The 14,494-nt window shown below is 63.7% G+C and carries 14 protein-coding genes; 2 read left to right on the top strand and 12 right to left on the bottom strand.

The annotated features are described in order from the left end of the window. Positions 1 to 68 precede the first annotated feature (68 nt). The 4 genes from P9217_RS07910 to fabA form a co-directional block, all read right to left on the bottom strand. Positions 69 to 1,622: a bifunctional diguanylate cyclase/phosphodiesterase gene (locus P9217_RS07910; protein WP_095777497.1), complete on the bottom strand. Its 1,554-nt coding sequence runs from the start codon at positions 1,620 to 1,622 to the stop codon at positions 69 to 71. Between the two features lie 102 nt (positions 1,623 to 1,724). Beyond that, positions 1,725 to 2,537 (bottom strand): enoyl-ACP reductase FabI, encoded by an 813-nt coding sequence (gene fabI / locus P9217_RS07905; protein ID WP_095799331.1) that lies wholly within the window; start codon positions 2,535 to 2,537, stop codon positions 1,725 to 1,727. A 12-nt stretch (positions 2,538 to 2,549) separates the two neighbouring features. Beyond that, on the bottom strand, positions 2,550 to 3,770 hold the full coding sequence (fabB, locus tag P9217_RS07900; protein WP_127215722.1) for a beta-ketoacyl-ACP synthase I: 1,221 nt from the start codon (positions 3,768 to 3,770) through the stop codon (positions 2,550 to 2,552). 127 nt (positions 3,771 to 3,897) lie between these two features. Further along, entirely contained in the window at positions 3,898 to 4,413 is a 516-nt protein-coding gene (fabA, locus tag P9217_RS07895; RefSeq protein ID WP_278086273.1) for a 3-hydroxyacyl-[acyl-carrier-protein] dehydratase FabA, read from the bottom strand. Positions 4,414 to 4,653: 240 nt separating this feature from the next. Here fabA and irrA point away from each other — a divergent pair, with 240 nt between their 5' ends. Continuing rightward, on the top strand, positions 4,654 to 5,085 hold the full coding sequence (gene irrA, locus P9217_RS07890; protein ID WP_278086274.1) for an iron response transcriptional regulator IrrA: 432 nt from the start codon (positions 4,654 to 4,656) through the stop codon (positions 5,083 to 5,085). Between the two features lie 124 nt (positions 5,086 to 5,209). On the opposite strand, the gene P9217_RS07885 is transcribed toward irrA, so the two are convergent. After that, entirely contained in the window at positions 5,210 to 5,767 is a 558-nt protein-coding gene (locus tag P9217_RS07885; protein WP_067324770.1) for an SH3 domain-containing protein, read from the bottom strand. 168 nt (positions 5,768 to 5,935) lie between these two features. Here P9217_RS07885 and P9217_RS07880 point away from each other — a divergent pair, with 168 nt between their 5' ends. Beyond that, positions 5,936 to 6,937 carry a D-glycerate dehydrogenase gene (locus P9217_RS07880; protein ID WP_066996380.1) on the top strand — a complete coding sequence of 334 codons (1,002 nt, stop codon included), beginning with the start codon at positions 5,936 to 5,938 and terminating at the stop codon, positions 6,935 to 6,937. Positions 6,938 to 6,952: 15 nt separating this feature from the next. On the opposite strand, the gene P9217_RS07875 is transcribed toward P9217_RS07880, so the two are convergent. The 7 genes from P9217_RS07875 to dnaA all read right to left on the bottom strand — a co-directional run bounded on the left by P9217_RS07875 (position 6,953) and on the right by dnaA (position 14,058). After that, positions 6,953 to 7,366: a DUF126 domain-containing protein gene (locus P9217_RS07875; protein WP_278086275.1), complete on the bottom strand. Its 414-nt coding sequence runs from the start codon at positions 7,364 to 7,366 to the stop codon at positions 6,953 to 6,955. Beyond that, positions 7,363 to 8,616 (bottom strand): aconitase X catalytic domain-containing protein, encoded by a 1,254-nt coding sequence (locus P9217_RS07870; RefSeq protein ID WP_278086276.1) that lies wholly within the window; start codon positions 8,614 to 8,616, stop codon positions 7,363 to 7,365. The genes P9217_RS07875 and P9217_RS07870 overlap by 4 nt, the downstream gene beginning before the upstream one ends. Further along, positions 8,613 to 9,101 carry a GNAT family N-acetyltransferase gene (locus P9217_RS07865; protein ID WP_095824219.1) on the bottom strand — a complete coding sequence of 163 codons (489 nt, stop codon included), beginning with the start codon at positions 9,099 to 9,101 and terminating at the stop codon, positions 8,613 to 8,615. Before P9217_RS07865 ends, P9217_RS07870 begins: the two co-directional genes overlap by 4 nt. 4 nt (positions 9,102 to 9,105) lie before the next feature. Then, positions 9,106 to 9,861 carry a molybdopterin-synthase adenylyltransferase MoeB gene (locus P9217_RS07860; protein WP_278086277.1) on the bottom strand — a complete coding sequence of 252 codons (756 nt, stop codon included), beginning with the start codon at positions 9,859 to 9,861 and terminating at the stop codon, positions 9,106 to 9,108. A 183-nt stretch (positions 9,862 to 10,044) separates the two neighbouring features. After that, positions 10,045 to 11,205, bottom strand: coding sequence for a DNA replication/repair protein RecF (gene recF / locus P9217_RS07855; RefSeq protein ID WP_278086278.1), 1,161 nt, complete (start codon positions 11,203 to 11,205; stop codon positions 10,045 to 10,047). Between the two features lie 87 nt (positions 11,206 to 11,292). Further along, the gene (gene dnaN, locus P9217_RS07850) at positions 11,293 to 12,411 is read right to left on the bottom strand and encodes a DNA polymerase III subunit beta (RefSeq protein WP_067324552.1); all 1,119 of its coding nucleotides are present in this window, start codon (positions 12,409 to 12,411) and stop codon (positions 11,293 to 11,295) included. Between the two features lie 174 nt (positions 12,412 to 12,585). Further along, positions 12,586 to 14,058: a chromosomal replication initiator protein DnaA gene (dnaA, locus tag P9217_RS07845; RefSeq protein ID WP_245322332.1), complete on the bottom strand. Its 1,473-nt coding sequence runs from the start codon at positions 14,056 to 14,058 to the stop codon at positions 12,586 to 12,588. Positions 14,059 to 14,494: the final 436 nt, after the last annotated feature.

Genomic DNA, 14,494 nt, shown 5'->3' with positions numbered 1-14,494 from the left:
GCAATTCCAGGTAAAGCGTGAGACGGTTTTCCGTCCCCGTGATTGCTCCAGGAAATGAACGCAGCGCCCTACTGCAGGCTGACGAGGCGTGCCGGCTCGCGCCTGGCATGAACAGGGCGCAACGCGCCGAGCTCGATCTCGAGCGGCGCGGGGCGGCCGAACAGATAACCCTGCACGACCTCGCAACCGGCGGCTCTCAGCAGCGTCGCCTGGTTCTCGGTCTCGACGCCTTCGGCGATGATGCCGACGCCGAGCGCCCGCGATAGCCCCACGATGGTCGAGACGACAGCGCCCGAGCTGGAATCGGTATCGATGCGGCTGACGAAGGAGCGGTCGATCTTCAGCTTGCCGAACGAGAAGTCGATCAGATAGCTCAGGTTGGAATAGCCGGTGCCGAAATCGTCGACGGCGACCGAGATGCCCATCTCGGCGAGTTGCCGCAGGATGACGGCCGCGCGGTCGCGGTCCTGCATCATCGCCGTTTCGGTGACTTCGAGTTCCAGCCGCGACGGCTTGATGCCGGTCGATGCCATGGTCTGGCGCACGATGCCGACGAAGTCCCTGGTCATGAACTGGACCGGCGAGATGTTGACGGCGACGAAGCAATCCTCCGGCAGGTACTGGGCGTCGCTGCAAGCCTTGCGCAGCACCCATTCGCCGATCGGGTTGATCATGCCGGTTTCCTCGGCGATCGGAATGAATTCCATCGGCGGGATCATGCCGCGTTCCGGATGCTTCCACCGGATCAGCGCTTCATAGCCGACGACACGGCCGCCCTGCAGGTCGAATTGCGGCTGGTAGTGGAGGCTGAAGTCGCCGCGGTCGAAGGCGGTTTTCAGCTCCGATTCAATCCATTGCCGGTGGTCCGCAACGCGGCCCATGTCGGCGTGGAAGACCGACCAGTTGCCGATGCCGCTTGCGCGCGCATTCTGCAGCGCCAGGTTTGAACGGCGAAGGATGAGCACTGGATCGACGCCGTCCTTCGGCATCGCCACGATACCGACGGACATGCTGACCGACTGCAGATGCGTCTGGAGCTGGTAGGGCTCCATCATGCGGTTGATGAATGTTTCGAGGAACCGTTCGAGATATCCCCGGATCTCACGGTCTGGCAAGAGCACGGCGAATTCGCCGGCGCCGAGCCGCCCGATCACGGCATCCTCCGGCATGCTCTCCTTCAGCCTTTTGGTGAAGGCGCGGATCAGCTCGTCGCCATGACTGTAGCCGATGGCGTCGTTGATCTGCTTGAAGCGGTCGATGTCGATATCGATCAGATAGATCGGTTCGCCGGTCTCTAGCGTTTCCGCTGCCGCCGCTGCGACCTTTCCGACGATCGCCTGGCGCGTCAGCAGGCCGGTCATCTTGTCGAAATGGGTTTCCTTGAAGACGTATTCGGCCGATTCATCGATGCCTGCGAAGAATGACATCGCGGCGCCGCCGGCGGAAAGGGCACAGAGCGCGGCGATGATACCCGCCATCGTCCCGGCAGACATGCCGGCCAGGCCGTCGCCGAAGCCGAAGCGCAACCCCCAGAGTCCGAGGATAAAACTGCCCATGGCCGAGCTGGCGATGGTGATCAGCCGGAACAGCGGTGTTCGCTTCGGGTTGCTGACTGCAGACATGCAAGGTCCCTGAACTACAGGGCCGTTTAGCGGATACCTCCTTAAAATGGGTTTCCGCCAATGCCTCCAATTTTACTGGAAGGTGCTTTTTTCGTTAGCGAATTATTCGCGGGGGCCGTCGTTCTGCTTCAGTTCCTCTAGCGTCGGCATGGAGACGATGTGATAGCCGGAATCGACATAGTGGATCTCGCCTGTGACTCCCGAAGACAGATCGGACAGCAGGTAGAGCGCCGAGCCGCCAACCTCGTCGATGGTGACGGTGCGCCGTAGCGGCGAATTGCGCTGCTGATAAGAGAACATGTGGCGTGCGTCGGATACGCCTGAGCCGGCGAGCGTCCGCACCGGTCCTGCCGAGATGCCGTTCACCCGAATGCCGCGCGGGCCGTAATCGTTGGCGAGATAGCGCACGCTCGCCTCCAGTCCGGCCTTGGCGACGCCCATGACGTTGTAGTTCGGCATGACCCGCACCGACCCGGCATAGGTCAGCGTGATCATCGAGCCGCCGTTCGTCATCAGCGCGGCGGCATTGCGGGCGATCTCGGTAAAGGAATAGCAGGAGATCACCATGGTGCGGACGAAGTTGTCGCGGCTGGTGTCGGCGTAGAGGCCCTTGAGCTCGTTCTTGTCGGAGAACCCGATGGCGTGAACGACGAAATCCAGGCCGCCCCAGGCTTCGCGAAGCGTCTGGAAGGTTGCGGTGACCGAGGCGCTGTCCTCGACGTCGCAAGGCACGACCAGCGAGGCACCGAGCTTCTCGGCCAGCGGCTTGACCCGCCGCCCGAAGGCGTCGCCCTGATAGGTGAAGGCGAGTTCCGCCCCGTGTTCGGACAATTTCCTGGCGATGCCCCAGGCGATCGAATGATCGTTGGCGACCCCCATGACAAGCCCGCGCTTGCCCTTCATCAACCCTTCCATAAAAGGCAATCCTTATGCGGAATAGCGCTGGAAAATCAGCGTTGCGTTGGTGCCACCGAAACCGAAGGAGTTGGACAGGACGGTGTCGATCTTGGCATTGTCGATGCGCTTGCGCACGATCGGCATGCCCTCGAATTCGGGATCGAGCTCCTCGATATGGGCGCTCTCGCCGATGAAGCCGCCCTGCATCATCAGGATGGAGTAGATCGATTCCTGGACGCCTGCGGCGCCGAGCGAATGGCCGGTCAGCGACTTGGTCGAGGTGATATACGGCATGTGGTCGCCGAACACCTCGCGGATGGCGCCCATTTCCTTGGAATCGCCGACCGGCGTCGATGTGCCGTGCGTGTTGATGTAGTCGACCGGCGTCGAGACGGTTGCAAGCGCCTGCCGCATGCAGCGCACGGCGCCTTCGCCGGACGGCGCCACCATGTCGTAGCCGTCGGAGGTCGCGCCGTAGCCGACGATCTCGGCATAGATCTTGGCGCCGCGCGCCTTGGCGTGCTCCAGCTCTTCCAGCACCAGAACGCCCGCGCCGCCGGCGATGACGAAGCCGTCGCGGTTGACATCATAGGCGCGCGAAGCGGCCGATGCCTTGTCGTTGAATTTCGACGACATGGCGCCCATGGCGTCGAACAGGTCCGACATCGTCCAGTCGAGATCCTCGTGGCCGCCGGCGAACATCATATCCTGCTTGCCCCACTGGATCAGCTCACAGGCATTGCCGATGCAGTGCGCGGAGGTCGAGCAGGCGGACGAGATCGAGTAATTCACGCCGTGGATCTTGAACCAGGTTGCCAAGGTGGCCGAAGCGGTCGACGACATCGCCTTCGGCACCGCGAACGGACCGATCCGCTTCGGGCTGCCGTTCTTGAGCGTCGTTTCGGCGGCTTCCACGATGGTCCTGGTAGACGGTCCGCCGGAGCCCATCACGATGCCGGTCCGCTCATTGGTGATGTCGCTCTCGCCGAGCCCGGCGTCCGCGATCGCCTGATCCATGGCGACATGGTTCCAGGCAGCGCCTTGGCTCAGGAAACGCATTGCGCGGCGGTCGATCATCGCCGACGGGTCGAGCGTCGGCGCGCCCCACACCTGGCAGCGAAAACCGTGCTCGGCGAAGGAATTGGAAAAGCTGATGCCGGACTTGGCATCGTAAAGTGAGGCCTGCACCTCATTGGCGTTGTTGCCGATCGACGACACAATGCCAAGGCCTGTCACTACGACGCGTCTCATTCGCAACTCCTTCCGGCGTAGTTTGGCGAAAAACCTAATTGGTTTCCGCCTTCGATCATACGCAAAATAAACTGCCGCAGCGTCCTTGCGCATCCGTCGGACACGCCAGGGCCCGTGGCTCTGGCGATCAGGCGGCGGACTGCTTGGACAGGCCCACCTTCAGATCCGTTGCCGCGTATATGGGTTCGCCATCCGCCTTGAGCCAGCCATCGGCGATGCCGAGCACGAGGCGGCCGCGCATCACGCGCTTGAAGTCGACGCCATATTCGACCTTCTTGACCGATGGCGTCACCATGCCCTTGAACTTCACCTCGCCGGTTGACAGCGCCATGCCTTTACCGGGTTCACCGAGCCAGCCGAGATAGAAGCCGGTTAATTGCCACATGGCGTCAAGGCCAAGGCAGCCCGGCATGATCGGATTGCCGATGAAATGGCAGGCGAAGAACCAAAGATCCGGCTTGATGTCGAACTCGGCACGGATGAAGCCCCTGTCGAAGGCGCCGCCGGTCTCGCTGATCTCGGTGATGCGGTCGAACATCAGCATCGGCGGGTAGGGCAGCTGGGCGTTTCCCGGTCCGAACAGCTCGCCGCGGGCGCAGGCAAGCAGTTCCTCGTAGTCGTAGCTGGACTTTTGACCCGCCATTAATTCCGTCCCCGTTCTCGTTCCGGGCGGCAGGGCGCCCATGTCGTTGGTTTCCTAACACACTCTGTTTGTGGCCGGAAACCGGCGTTTGCGCTTAACCCGTGCGCCTGCCTGGGTCAATGCGCGCTATTGATCGCATTTGGGCGACAGAATATATGTCGGGTGGTGTCCAGTTTTTGGCATTGACCTCTTTTTGCCATTCTGGACCGGTCTATGGGGCTTGCAAGCTAGACGGGATAGATGGATTCGGGCTGCCGGAAGGAAAATGTCGCTGTGGACAAGCGGGTTCGCGAAGCCGGCCTGAGGCCGACGCGCCAGCGCATTGCGCTGGCCGACCTGCTTTTCGCCAAGGGCGACCGTCACCTTTCGGCCGAAGAATTGCATGAAGAGGCGATCGCCGCCGGTGTGCCGGTTTCGCTGGCCACCGTCTACAATGCCCTTCATCAATTCACCCAGGCCGGCATGCTGCGCATCCTCGCCGTCGAAGGGTCGAAGACTTATTTCGACACCAACACTTCCGATCACCACCACTTCTATGTCGAGGGCGAGAACCGGATCTTCGATATCGCCAGCGGCCCGGTGAGCGTCTCCAACCTGCCGGAGCCTCCGGAAGGCATGGAGATCGCCAACGTCGATATCGTGCTGAGGCTGCGCCCCAAGCGCCGCGACTGATCTGCCCGCGATGAGGCCCGTCGATCTGGCGATACGGCTCGAAGACCATGATCGCGAAAAGTCGGAACCGGTTTTGCTACGCTGACCTACGGTTTGGATCAGATCATGGTCCAGACAAAATAGATCAGTTCTTGACCTTTTCGCCCGGGTAGGCGCCCCAGACTTGCGACTGGGCGACCCAGCCGGTATGGCCGTCGAAGGTCATCTCGCACCACTGACCGTCGCACTTCTTGATCGAGCCCATCACGCCTGGCTCAAGGATGGCGACAACGCCGGCGTCCTTGTCGGGATCGTCGAGCAGATTGATTCGGCCGCCCTTGCCGCGCTGCCAGGGGGCGACGATCGCGGTGCGGCGGCCCGAAAGCAGCGACTGGTTGATCCAGCCTTCGGAGCCGTCGGCGTCACGCACGCGGCGCCAGGTGTCGAATTCCTGGATGATTTCCATCGGCAGTCCGGCCTTCATGTACATCCAGTCGACGGAATAGTTGGCGCCCGGACCGACGCGCGAGTTGACGCGTCCGGATTTCAGGCTGACGAAGCGCGGCAGCGGCAGGCCGCTCGGCCCCAGCGTCACGGTCTGCGCCGACGTGGCCGCGCCTTGCGCGGATGTCTGCGGCGCCCAAAGCAGAGTGCCGAGAACGGCTGCGCTGAAAGCCAGGCGGAGCGAGGCGAAACCAGACACGTTCATTCCTTTCGGCGCCGGTCCGTGGGAGGAGCGCCCCTTTTTCTTTGTCTTCGGCGGCACCGCTTGTTACAGGAGTGGGCTGATACCGCGACTGGCTTCAAGTTTCGCTTGTCTTGGTTAAAGAGGTCTCAACGAGATCGGTTTCGAGGAAGCTTCGGGGAAACAATGGCAGGTAAAAAACGGCCCCTCGTCGTCATCACGCGCAAGCTGCCCGATCCGGTGGAGACCCGCATGCGCGAACTGTTCGACGCGCGCCTCAACGTCGAGGACCGGCCGATGACCCAGCCTGAGCTGGTTGCGGCGGTCAAGGAAGCCGACGTGCTGGTCCCGACCATCACCGACCACATCGATGCCGCGCTGATCGCCCAGGCCGGCGAGAACCTCAAGCTGATCGCCAATTTCGGCAACGGCGTCGACAAGATTGACGTCTCGGCGGCGGCCAAGAAAGGCATCACCGTCACCAACACGCCGAACGTGCTCACCGAAGACACCGCCGACATGACCATGGCGCTGATGCTCGCAGTGCCGCGCAGGCTGGCCGAAGGCGCCAACGTGCTCACCGGCGAGAAGAAATGGGCCGGCTGGTCCCCGACCTGGATGCTCGGCCGCCGCATCTGGGGCAAGCGCCTGGGCATTGTCGGCATGGGCCGTATCGGCACGGCGGTCGCCAGGCGCGCCAAGGCGTTCGGCCTGTCCATCCACTACCACAACCGCCACCGCGTGCTGCCGGCGGTCGAGGACGAATTGGAAGCGACCTATTGGGAAAGCCTCGACCAGATGCTCGCCCGGATGGATATCATCTCGGTCAACTGCCCGTCGACGCCGGCGACCTTTCATCTGCTGTCGGCCCGGCGGCTGGCGCTGATGCAGCCGGCGGCCTACATCGTCAACACAGCGCGGGGCGACATCATCGACGAAGAGTCGATGATCAAACTCATCCAGGACGGCAAGATCGCCGGCGCCGGCCTCGACGTCTACGAGCACGAGCCGGCGCTGAACAGCAAGCTGTTGAAGCTCGCCCACAAGGGCAAGGTCGTTCTGTTGCCGCATATGGGCTCGGCGACGCTCGAAGGCCGCATCGACATGGGCGAGAAGGTGATCATCAACATTCGCGCCTTCTTCGACGGCCATCGCCCGCCGGACCGTGTGTTGCCGCTCAGGACCTGAAAAACCACGGGTTGTTCAGGCGGCGACGCTCACGGCGCCGTCGTCGTCGACTTTGACGGTGCTTCCGCGATAGGCGTCGAACACACCGCGTCCGAGCCGCACCGCCATAGGTGTTTCCCAGCCCATTTCGCGCGCGACGATCAGGCCGAGCAGAAGAATGGCGTCCGGCTCGTGCAGCACAAGGGCTGCCGGCCCGCGGCCGTTGTGGACCAGTTCCATCAGCACTGCCGAAGCCGACGAGGAGCCGATGGTGCCCGGCAGGAACAGCACCCGGCCGGAAATCACCTCGCCATGCTGCGGGTGGCGGACATCGGCGATGCGGCCTGTCTTCGGGTCGACGCCGCCCCAGAAGCTGATCGGCGCCGTCAGCACCAGCGCTTCGCCTTTACCGGCCTTGCCCCGTACCAATATCTCCGTGGCGGCGCTCATGCGGCGAGGTCCGTGAAGCGCGGCTTGCCGGCGACCGCGCTTTCGACGCAATCGGCGAGCGAGGCATAGAGCACCGCATAGCCGGTGTTGCCCGGAGCGTAATGCGCGAACTTGCCCGAATTGGTCATAAGCACGCCGCCGGCAAGTTCCGGCATGATCGGCGTCACCACCACGCATGTGTCGGCAACGATGACGACCCCGCTCGCTTCGAGCCTCTTCCGCCGGCCGTCCTGCTCCAGGAAGGCAAGCACATGACGGCCGGTGCAGGCATAGATCGGCACGGCGAGCCGTCTTCCGGCAATCAGCCGCTCCAGCATCTCGAACTCGGCAAAGGACAGATGCGGGCTGCCAATGGCGACCGCATCGATGGTTTTCGGCACCGCCGCCGTCGACAGGCCGGCGCGAGCCTTCGCCGCCATCTGCGGCGTGACGTGGATCACCGCCTCCGGTTTCGGCTCGGCCAGAATGGTTTCGACGTTCGGCGCCTCTGGCGTGACACCTGCAATGTGGAACAGCCCGACCGCGCCGGAGGAAGCGGCAGCGGCGCCGAAGGCCTTTAGCGCGTCGTCGCCGGGATGATTGGCGATGCCGACGACGACGCTGATCGTATCCCCGACCTCGCGGCCATAGAGGCTGCCCAGCACCGGCCAGGCGATCTCGGAAGCGAGGAAGGAAGGCAATAGGCCCGAGACGTCGAACACCAGCCGCGCCCGGCGGTTCTCGGCCCGGTGCAGGCCATAATCCGGTGCGCGGCCGGTGATGGCGCAGGCGATGTCGAGGAAATCGCCGTAGCGGTTGGTGCGGGCGCCCAGCACCGAATTGCAGAACACCACCGCATTGGACTCGCCCCAGGCGACATCGCTGCCCTGTGCCGGCCTGTGCCCGGCCTGATAGGGCGCGCAGGTCCAGCTTTGTTCGCAGCCGAGCTTGCGATAGGCATCCATCATCCGCCGCGCCATGCCGCGCTGCGGCTCTTCCAGGCGGATGCGCGAGCAGCCCGTCAGGTCGAGCGCCCCGACATTGAGCGTCGAGCGCACGGCAACACTGGCGCCGCCTTCGACCAGCCGCTCGGCGAACAGCGTGCCGGAATCGCCATGATAGAGCGCGCCGTCGATATGCGCCGAACAGATAGGGATCAGCCCCGGCGCGCCGAGCAGGCGCGCGCTCTCGGCGACGATGCGCATCGCCATTCCCGCGCCGTCCTTACCGGCGGCGGTTGCCTGTTCCTCCGGGCTGAGCGCGAGGCTCAAGACAGCACCTTGCGCATGGTGATCGAGGTCGGCCTGTCGTAGCCCGCATGCGCGGTGCGCCCGGTCTCGCGAAAGCCGAGCCGGGCGAAGGCCGCGTGGTTCGCCGTAAGCTCGATACGCGTCTGCAGCTCGAGGGCCTGCTTGCCGCGCCGGTGGGCAAGATCGTCGACGGCCTGCATCAGCCGTCCGCCTATGCCTCGCCCCTGAAGGCCAGGCTCGACGGCAAGCTTGCCGACATAGAAATCGTCTGCCCTCTCCATCGCAAAGACGCAGCCGACGATCCGGCCGTTCTCCATGGCCAGGAACGGCGTTTCTTGCCCGGCCTTGCTCTTGAGGTTTTCGGGTGTGAGATGATGCGCCGAGGACGGCGGGTCGATGACGCCGTCCATATAGGCGAAGGCGCGCCGGATCAGCGCCAGCAATTCGTCCCACTGCGCAAAGTCCGGCGGAAGCTCGCTGACGAGGAGAGTGGCCGTCTGATCCATGCGCTCAGACTGCCTTGTAGCGGACGGTGTCGAAACGGGCGGTCAGCCCGTCGTAAAGCAGCAGCCGGCCGACCAGCGGCTCGCCGATGCCGGCGATCAGCTTAATCGCTTCCATTGCCTCCAGCGTGCCGATGACGCCCGTCAGCGCGCCGACGATGCCGGCAACGGCGCAGGATGGCATCAGCCCTTCGGGCGGCGCTTCCGGAAAAAGGTCGCGGTAGCCTGGATTGCGCTGGCCATTGGCCCCCGTTTCAAATGGCTTCAGCACCGTCACCGAGCCGTCGAAGCGGCCAACGGCGGCAGTGACCAGGGGCTTCTTTTCCTGCGCGCAGGCATCGGCCAGAGCATAGCGTGTCTCGAAATTGTCGGAGCCGTCGACCACGATATCGTATTGGGCGACGAGGGCAGGGGCATTTTGCTCGGTCAGTCTGAGGCGATGCAGTTCCGCCCTGACATTGGGGTTGATGCGCATGATCGCCGCCGAAGCGCTGTCGGTCTTCGCCATGCCGATCGTATCGCTGCCATGGATCACCTGCCGCTGCAGGTTGGACAAGGAGACATCATCGTCGTCGACGATGCCGAGCGTGCCGACGCCGGCCGCCGCGAGATATTCGAGCACAGGGGCCCCAAGCCCGCCGGCGCCGATCACCAGCACCCGCGCCCGCTTCAGCTTCTGCTGGCCGGGGCCGCCGATTTCGGGCAGCACGATGTGGCGGGCATAGCGCTCAAGCTCTTCGTCGGTGAGTGCAGCATTCGTCATGGCCGGACCATATAGCGGGCAGGAAACCTTGTCATGCACATGCAAGGCGAAGCCTTGTCACTGACATGCAAGGCGAAGCCTTGTCATGCATATGCAAAGCGAAGCTTTGTCACTCACATGCAAGGCGAAGCCTTGTCCCGCAGGACAAATCGTCGTGCAAGGGGCTTTCAACTCTTCGACAGTTCAGCCGGTCGGGCCGACGCTGCCGTGATCGACCGTCAGGAATTGCGCCCGCCCGGCAAGGCTGGAAAACAGCGCCGCGTCGGTGCCGGTCATGAAGGCCTGGCAGTTGAGCTCTTCGAGGATGGAAAACAGCGCAGTGCGCCGGCCGCTGTCGAGATGTGCGGCGATCTCGTCGAGCAACAGGATCGGCGTCAGGCCCGACATCTCGCCGGTCAGCCGCGCATGCGACAGCACGATGCCGACAAGCAGCGCCTTCTGCTCGCCGGTCGAGCACAATTCGGCCGGCATCGACTTCGGCCGGTGGCGGACCGCGAGGTCGGAGCGGTGCGGACCGTCGAGCGTGCGGCCGGCGGCGCGGTCGCGCTCGCGGCCATTGGCGAGTATGGCGCGGAATCGCTCCTCGACGTCGACTGCCGGTGTGACCGCGATTTCGCTTTCCAATTCGCCGGCGAGGCTGATGTCGGCCTGCGGAAACGGGCCGCTGCCCGGCAGCTTGTCGATCATGGCCGCAAGCAGTCGCACCAGCTCGGCCCTGGCCGCCGCGATCGCCACTCCGGTTTCGGCCATCTGCATCTCGATCGCGTCGAACCAGCCGCTGTCGCGCGAGCCTTCCGTAAGCAAACGGTTACGGCCACGCATCGCCTTCTCGTAATCGAGCGCGCGCTGCCCATGGCCCGGGTCGATCGCCAGCACCAGCCGGTCGAGGAAGCGGCGGCGGTCGGCGGCCGGCCCTGGAAACAGCCCGTCCATCGCCGGCGTCAGCCAGACGACCCGCAGCCATTCGAGCATATCCTCGGCCGATTTTGCCGGCGCGCCGTTGATGCGCACGCGCCTGCCGCCTTCCGCGGCACCATCGCCGCCGGCAATGCCGGTGCCGATTTCGACCTGACCTTCCGGTCCTTCGATGCGCGCATGCAAGGCAAAGCCGCCATCGCCGCCCTCGCGGGCGACGTCGGCGTAAGGCGCGCGGCGCAGCCCGCGCCCCGGCGTCAGCAGCGAAACGGCTTCGAGCAGATTGGTCTTGCCGGCGCCATTGTCGCCGGACAGCACGACAGCGCCGGGGCCGAGATCAAGCGAAAGTCCCGCATAGTTGCGAAAATTTGTAAGTGTAAGCTTACTTATATAGCTCTGCTGCCGAAGCTGTTTGGCGTCCGAGGTCACGGCGACATGTGAGGCCTGCTAGAGCAATTCCAGGAAAAGTGCATAGCGGTTTTCCGTCCGGAATTGCGTCAACAAAAGAGACAAAGCCTAGACCCGCATCGGCATCAGCACGTAGAGCGCGGTCTCGTCGGCCATGTCGTGGATCAGCGTCGGAGACCCGGCATCCGCCAGCATGAACTTGGCTTCCGAACCGGTGAGCTGGGCGGCGACGTCGAGCAGATATTTGGCGTTGAAGCCGATCTCGATCGGGTCGGACGAGTAGTCGGCCGCCAGCTCCTCGGTTGCGCTGCCGGAATCCGGATTGTTGACGGCGAGCGTGAGCTGGCCGTCATTGATCGACAGTTTCACGGCTCGGCCGCGCTCGGACGAAATGGTCGAGACGCGGTCGACGGCGGCGGCAAAGCTCTGGCGGTCGATAACCAGCTTCTTGTCATTGCCGGTCGGGATGACGCGCTGATAATCGGGGAAGGTGCCGTCGATCAGCTTCGAGGTCAGGATGACGCTGCCGATGGTGAAGCGGATCTTGGTATCCGACAGTTCCGTCGTCACCGCGATATCAGGGTCGTCGACCAGCTTCTGCAGCTCGCTCACCGTCTTGCGCGGGATGATGATGCCGGGCATGCCTTCGGAGCCTGCCGGCGCGTCGATCTCGGCGCGCGCCAGTCGGTGCCCGTCGGTCGCGACCGAGCGCAGCTTCAGCTTGCCGCCCGCCTCATGCGTGTGCAGGAAGATGCCGTTGAGATAGTAGCGCGTCTCTTCGGTCGAGATCGCGAACTGCGTCTTCTCGATCAGGCCCTTGAGCGCTACCGAATCGAGCCGGAAGATGTGCGAGAAGGAGCCGGCCGAAAGCTCCGGGAAATCGGACTGCGGCAAGCACTGCAGGCGGAAGCTGGAGCGCCCGGACGTGACGGTCATAGCGTTGCCGTCCTCGTCGGTCTTCAGCATCACCTCGGCGCCGTCGGCCAGCTTGCGCACGATGTCGTAGAGCAGATGCGCCGGAACCGTCGTCGCGCCGCCGCGCTCGACCTTGGCCGGCGTGGCTTCGGTCACTTCAAGGTCGAGGTCGGTGGCCTTCATTTCCAGGCTGGCGCCCTCGGCGCTGAGCAGCACATTCGACAGGATCGGTATGGTGTTGCGCCGCTCCACCACGCGATGGACGTGGTTGAGGGACTTCAGGAGATTGGATCGTTCCAGGATAACACGCATGACGAAACAGGCTCGCTTCAATGATGAGCGGGTCACCGGGCAGCGGCGTCCCGCAAAAGCTCCGAAAAGCTCAGAATCTATGTAAGCTGACAGTAAAAACCCTGCAAACGCAAGCCCGCGGCACCGGTTCCAGCCGGTTGCGCGGGCTTTCTGGGGATAAAGCGGGCGAAGCGCTCAGGCCTGCTCGTTGATCAGCCTTCTGAGCAGTTCGAGTTCCTGCGCCAGCGTGTTGTCGGCGCCGGAAAGATCCTCGATCTTGCGCACGGCGTGTAGGACCGTCGTGTGATCGCGGCCGCCGAAACGGCGTCCGATCTCCGGCAGCGAGCGCGGCGTCATCACCTTGGACAGATACATCGCTACCTGCCGCGGTTTGACGATGGTGCGCGTGCGGCGGTTTGAGAGCAGTTCCGTCTTCGAAACGTTATAGTGGCGCGCCACGATGCGCTGGATGTCCTCGATACGCACCCGCTTCGGCTCGCCCGAGCGGTAGATATGACCGAGGATCTCGTCGATGCGGTCGATAGTGATCTGCGGCTCGAAGGACTGGCGAAACAGAAGCTGGTTGAAGGCGCCTTCGAGCTCGCGCCCGCTGCCCGTCACCGTTCTGGCGACGTGATCGAGGATCTCATCCGAAATGTCGAGCGAGGTATCGTCGATCTTGGCAGTGGCAAGGCGCAGCTTCAGCATGCCGAGGCGCATGCCGAAATCCGGCGCCGACATTTCGAGCGCCACGCCGCCGTTGAGGCGCGAGCGCACCCGCGGCTCCAGCGACTCCAGTTCAGACGGCGGCCGGTCGGCGGCGACCACCACCTGCTTGGCGCTGTCGAGCAGCATGTTGATGAGATGGCAGAACTCGTGCTGGATCGACTTGCCCTGCAGGAACTGCATGTCGTCGATTATCAGCAGATCGATGTCGCGCAGCTGCTCCTTGAGCGTCAGCGCATTGTTGTCACGGATCGCGGTGGCGAAGCGCCACATGAAATATTCCGCCGTCAGGTAGACCACGCGCGATTTCGGATTGTGCCGCAGCGATTCCGCCGCGATCGCCTGCAACAGATGCGTCTTGCCCAGGCCGACGGTCGCATGGAGAAAGAGTGGGTTGAAGCGCACCGCGCTCGACTGCGATTCCGCCACCGCCTTGGCCGCCGCGAAAGCAACACGGTTCGAAGGGCCTTCGATGAACGAAGTGAAAGTGTAGCGCGGGTCGAGCGGCGACCCCAGCACATTGTGGCGGAACTCGGTCTCCACTGGCACGCCCTGGCGGGGCGCCGGCGTCCGTTCCACCCGACCGGCGCTCGCGGTGCCGGCGGCAAGCGCGGTCTGGGCCTGCTTGGTCATCTTGCGCGCCGGCGCGATCTCCGGCTCGACATTGTTGCGGCCCTGCCGCGTGGCGGTCCGCACGACGATCTCGATCTTGAGAAGGTCGGGATCCTCGTGCCTCCACAGTTCGGCGATAAGATCAAGGTAATGGCCGTTGATCCACGACCGCAGGAAGGCCGTCGGTACCGAGATGCGGACCATGCCGCGAGACGCCTCGGCAACCTTCATGCGGCCAAACCAGCTCGAATAGACCTCGGCTCCCAGACGCGCCTTCAATTGGGCCTTGACCCGCTCGAACTTCTGTTCAGCGTCGCTGGATGCCGCCATGTCGTCCCCTCCGACGATAGTTGCTGGGAATGGGAGTTCGCCCGCAATCTCCCCTTCGATGCCGCTCTGCATGATCAAGTTCCTTGTCTCTCGTACCCTTTTCCGCCGGGAGTGCGCCTCCTGCACCCTGGGTCCGGCGACGTTTTTCGCTGCGCCTCTATCGCCGCCGCCGGCGATATCGTTGCAACGTTGCGCAAGGGACCTCTGCCGGCTCTCGCAAGCCGGCTTGATCATGCCAAGACAATACAACACCGCCCGGCGAAAATGCCGGCCCAACGTCGACTGCCATGTACAATTACGCCAGTCCCCTACCCGCACCGAAGAGACAAACCAAGCCGCACGCGGAATTGCTCCGCGTCATGAATTCCGCCATTTTTTGCTGGCCGATTCAGGCTGGGTTAAGGGCAGGTGCCCGTCCCTTCGATGGATGGACATT

This window comes from Mesorhizobium sp. WSM4989, from assembly GCF_029625795.1.
GTDB lineage: Bacteria > Pseudomonadota > Alphaproteobacteria > Rhizobiales > Rhizobiaceae > Mesorhizobium.
Note: the sequence above shows the minus strand (reverse complement) of the source record. Positions and strands in the feature narration are given on the sequence as shown.

Excerpts from the sequence above, each read along its gene's own strand:
- P9217_RS07910 (WP_095777497.1), bottom strand. The coding sequence starts at position 1,622 with ATGTCTGCAGTCAGCAACCCGAAGCGAACACCGCTGTTCCGGCTGATC.
- fabI (WP_095799331.1), bottom strand. The coding sequence starts at position 2,537 with ATGGAAGGGTTGATGAAGGGCAAGCGCGGGCTTGTCATGGGGGTCGCC.
- fabB (WP_127215722.1), bottom strand. The coding sequence starts at position 3,770 with ATGAGACGCGTCGTAGTGACAGGCCTTGGCATTGTGTCGTCGATCGGC.
- fabA (WP_278086273.1), bottom strand. The coding sequence starts at position 4,413 with ATGGCGGGTCAAAAGTCCAGCTACGACTACGAGGAACTGCTTGCCTGC.
- irrA (WP_278086274.1), top strand. The coding sequence starts at position 4,654 with ATGGATTCGGGCTGCCGGAAGGAAAATGTCGCTGTGGACAAGCGGGTT.
- P9217_RS07880 (WP_066996380.1), top strand. The coding sequence starts at position 5,936 with ATGGCAGGTAAAAAACGGCCCCTCGTCGTCATCACGCGCAAGCTGCCC.
- P9217_RS07875 (WP_278086275.1), bottom strand. The coding sequence starts at position 7,366 with ATGAGCGCCGCCACGGAGATATTGGTACGGGGCAAGGCCGGTAAAGGC.
- P9217_RS07865 (WP_095824219.1), bottom strand. The coding sequence starts at position 9,101 with ATGGATCAGACGGCCACTCTCCTCGTCAGCGAGCTTCCGCCGGACTTT.
- P9217_RS07860 (WP_278086277.1), bottom strand. The coding sequence starts at position 9,861 with ATGACGAATGCTGCACTCACCGACGAAGAGCTTGAGCGCTATGCCCGC.
- dnaN (WP_067324552.1), bottom strand. The coding sequence starts at position 12,411 with ATGCGTGTTATCCTGGAACGATCCAATCTCCTGAAGTCCCTCAACCAC.
- dnaA (WP_245322332.1), bottom strand. The coding sequence starts at position 14,058 with ATGGCGGCATCCAGCGACGCTGAACAGAAGTTCGAGCGGGTCAAGGCC.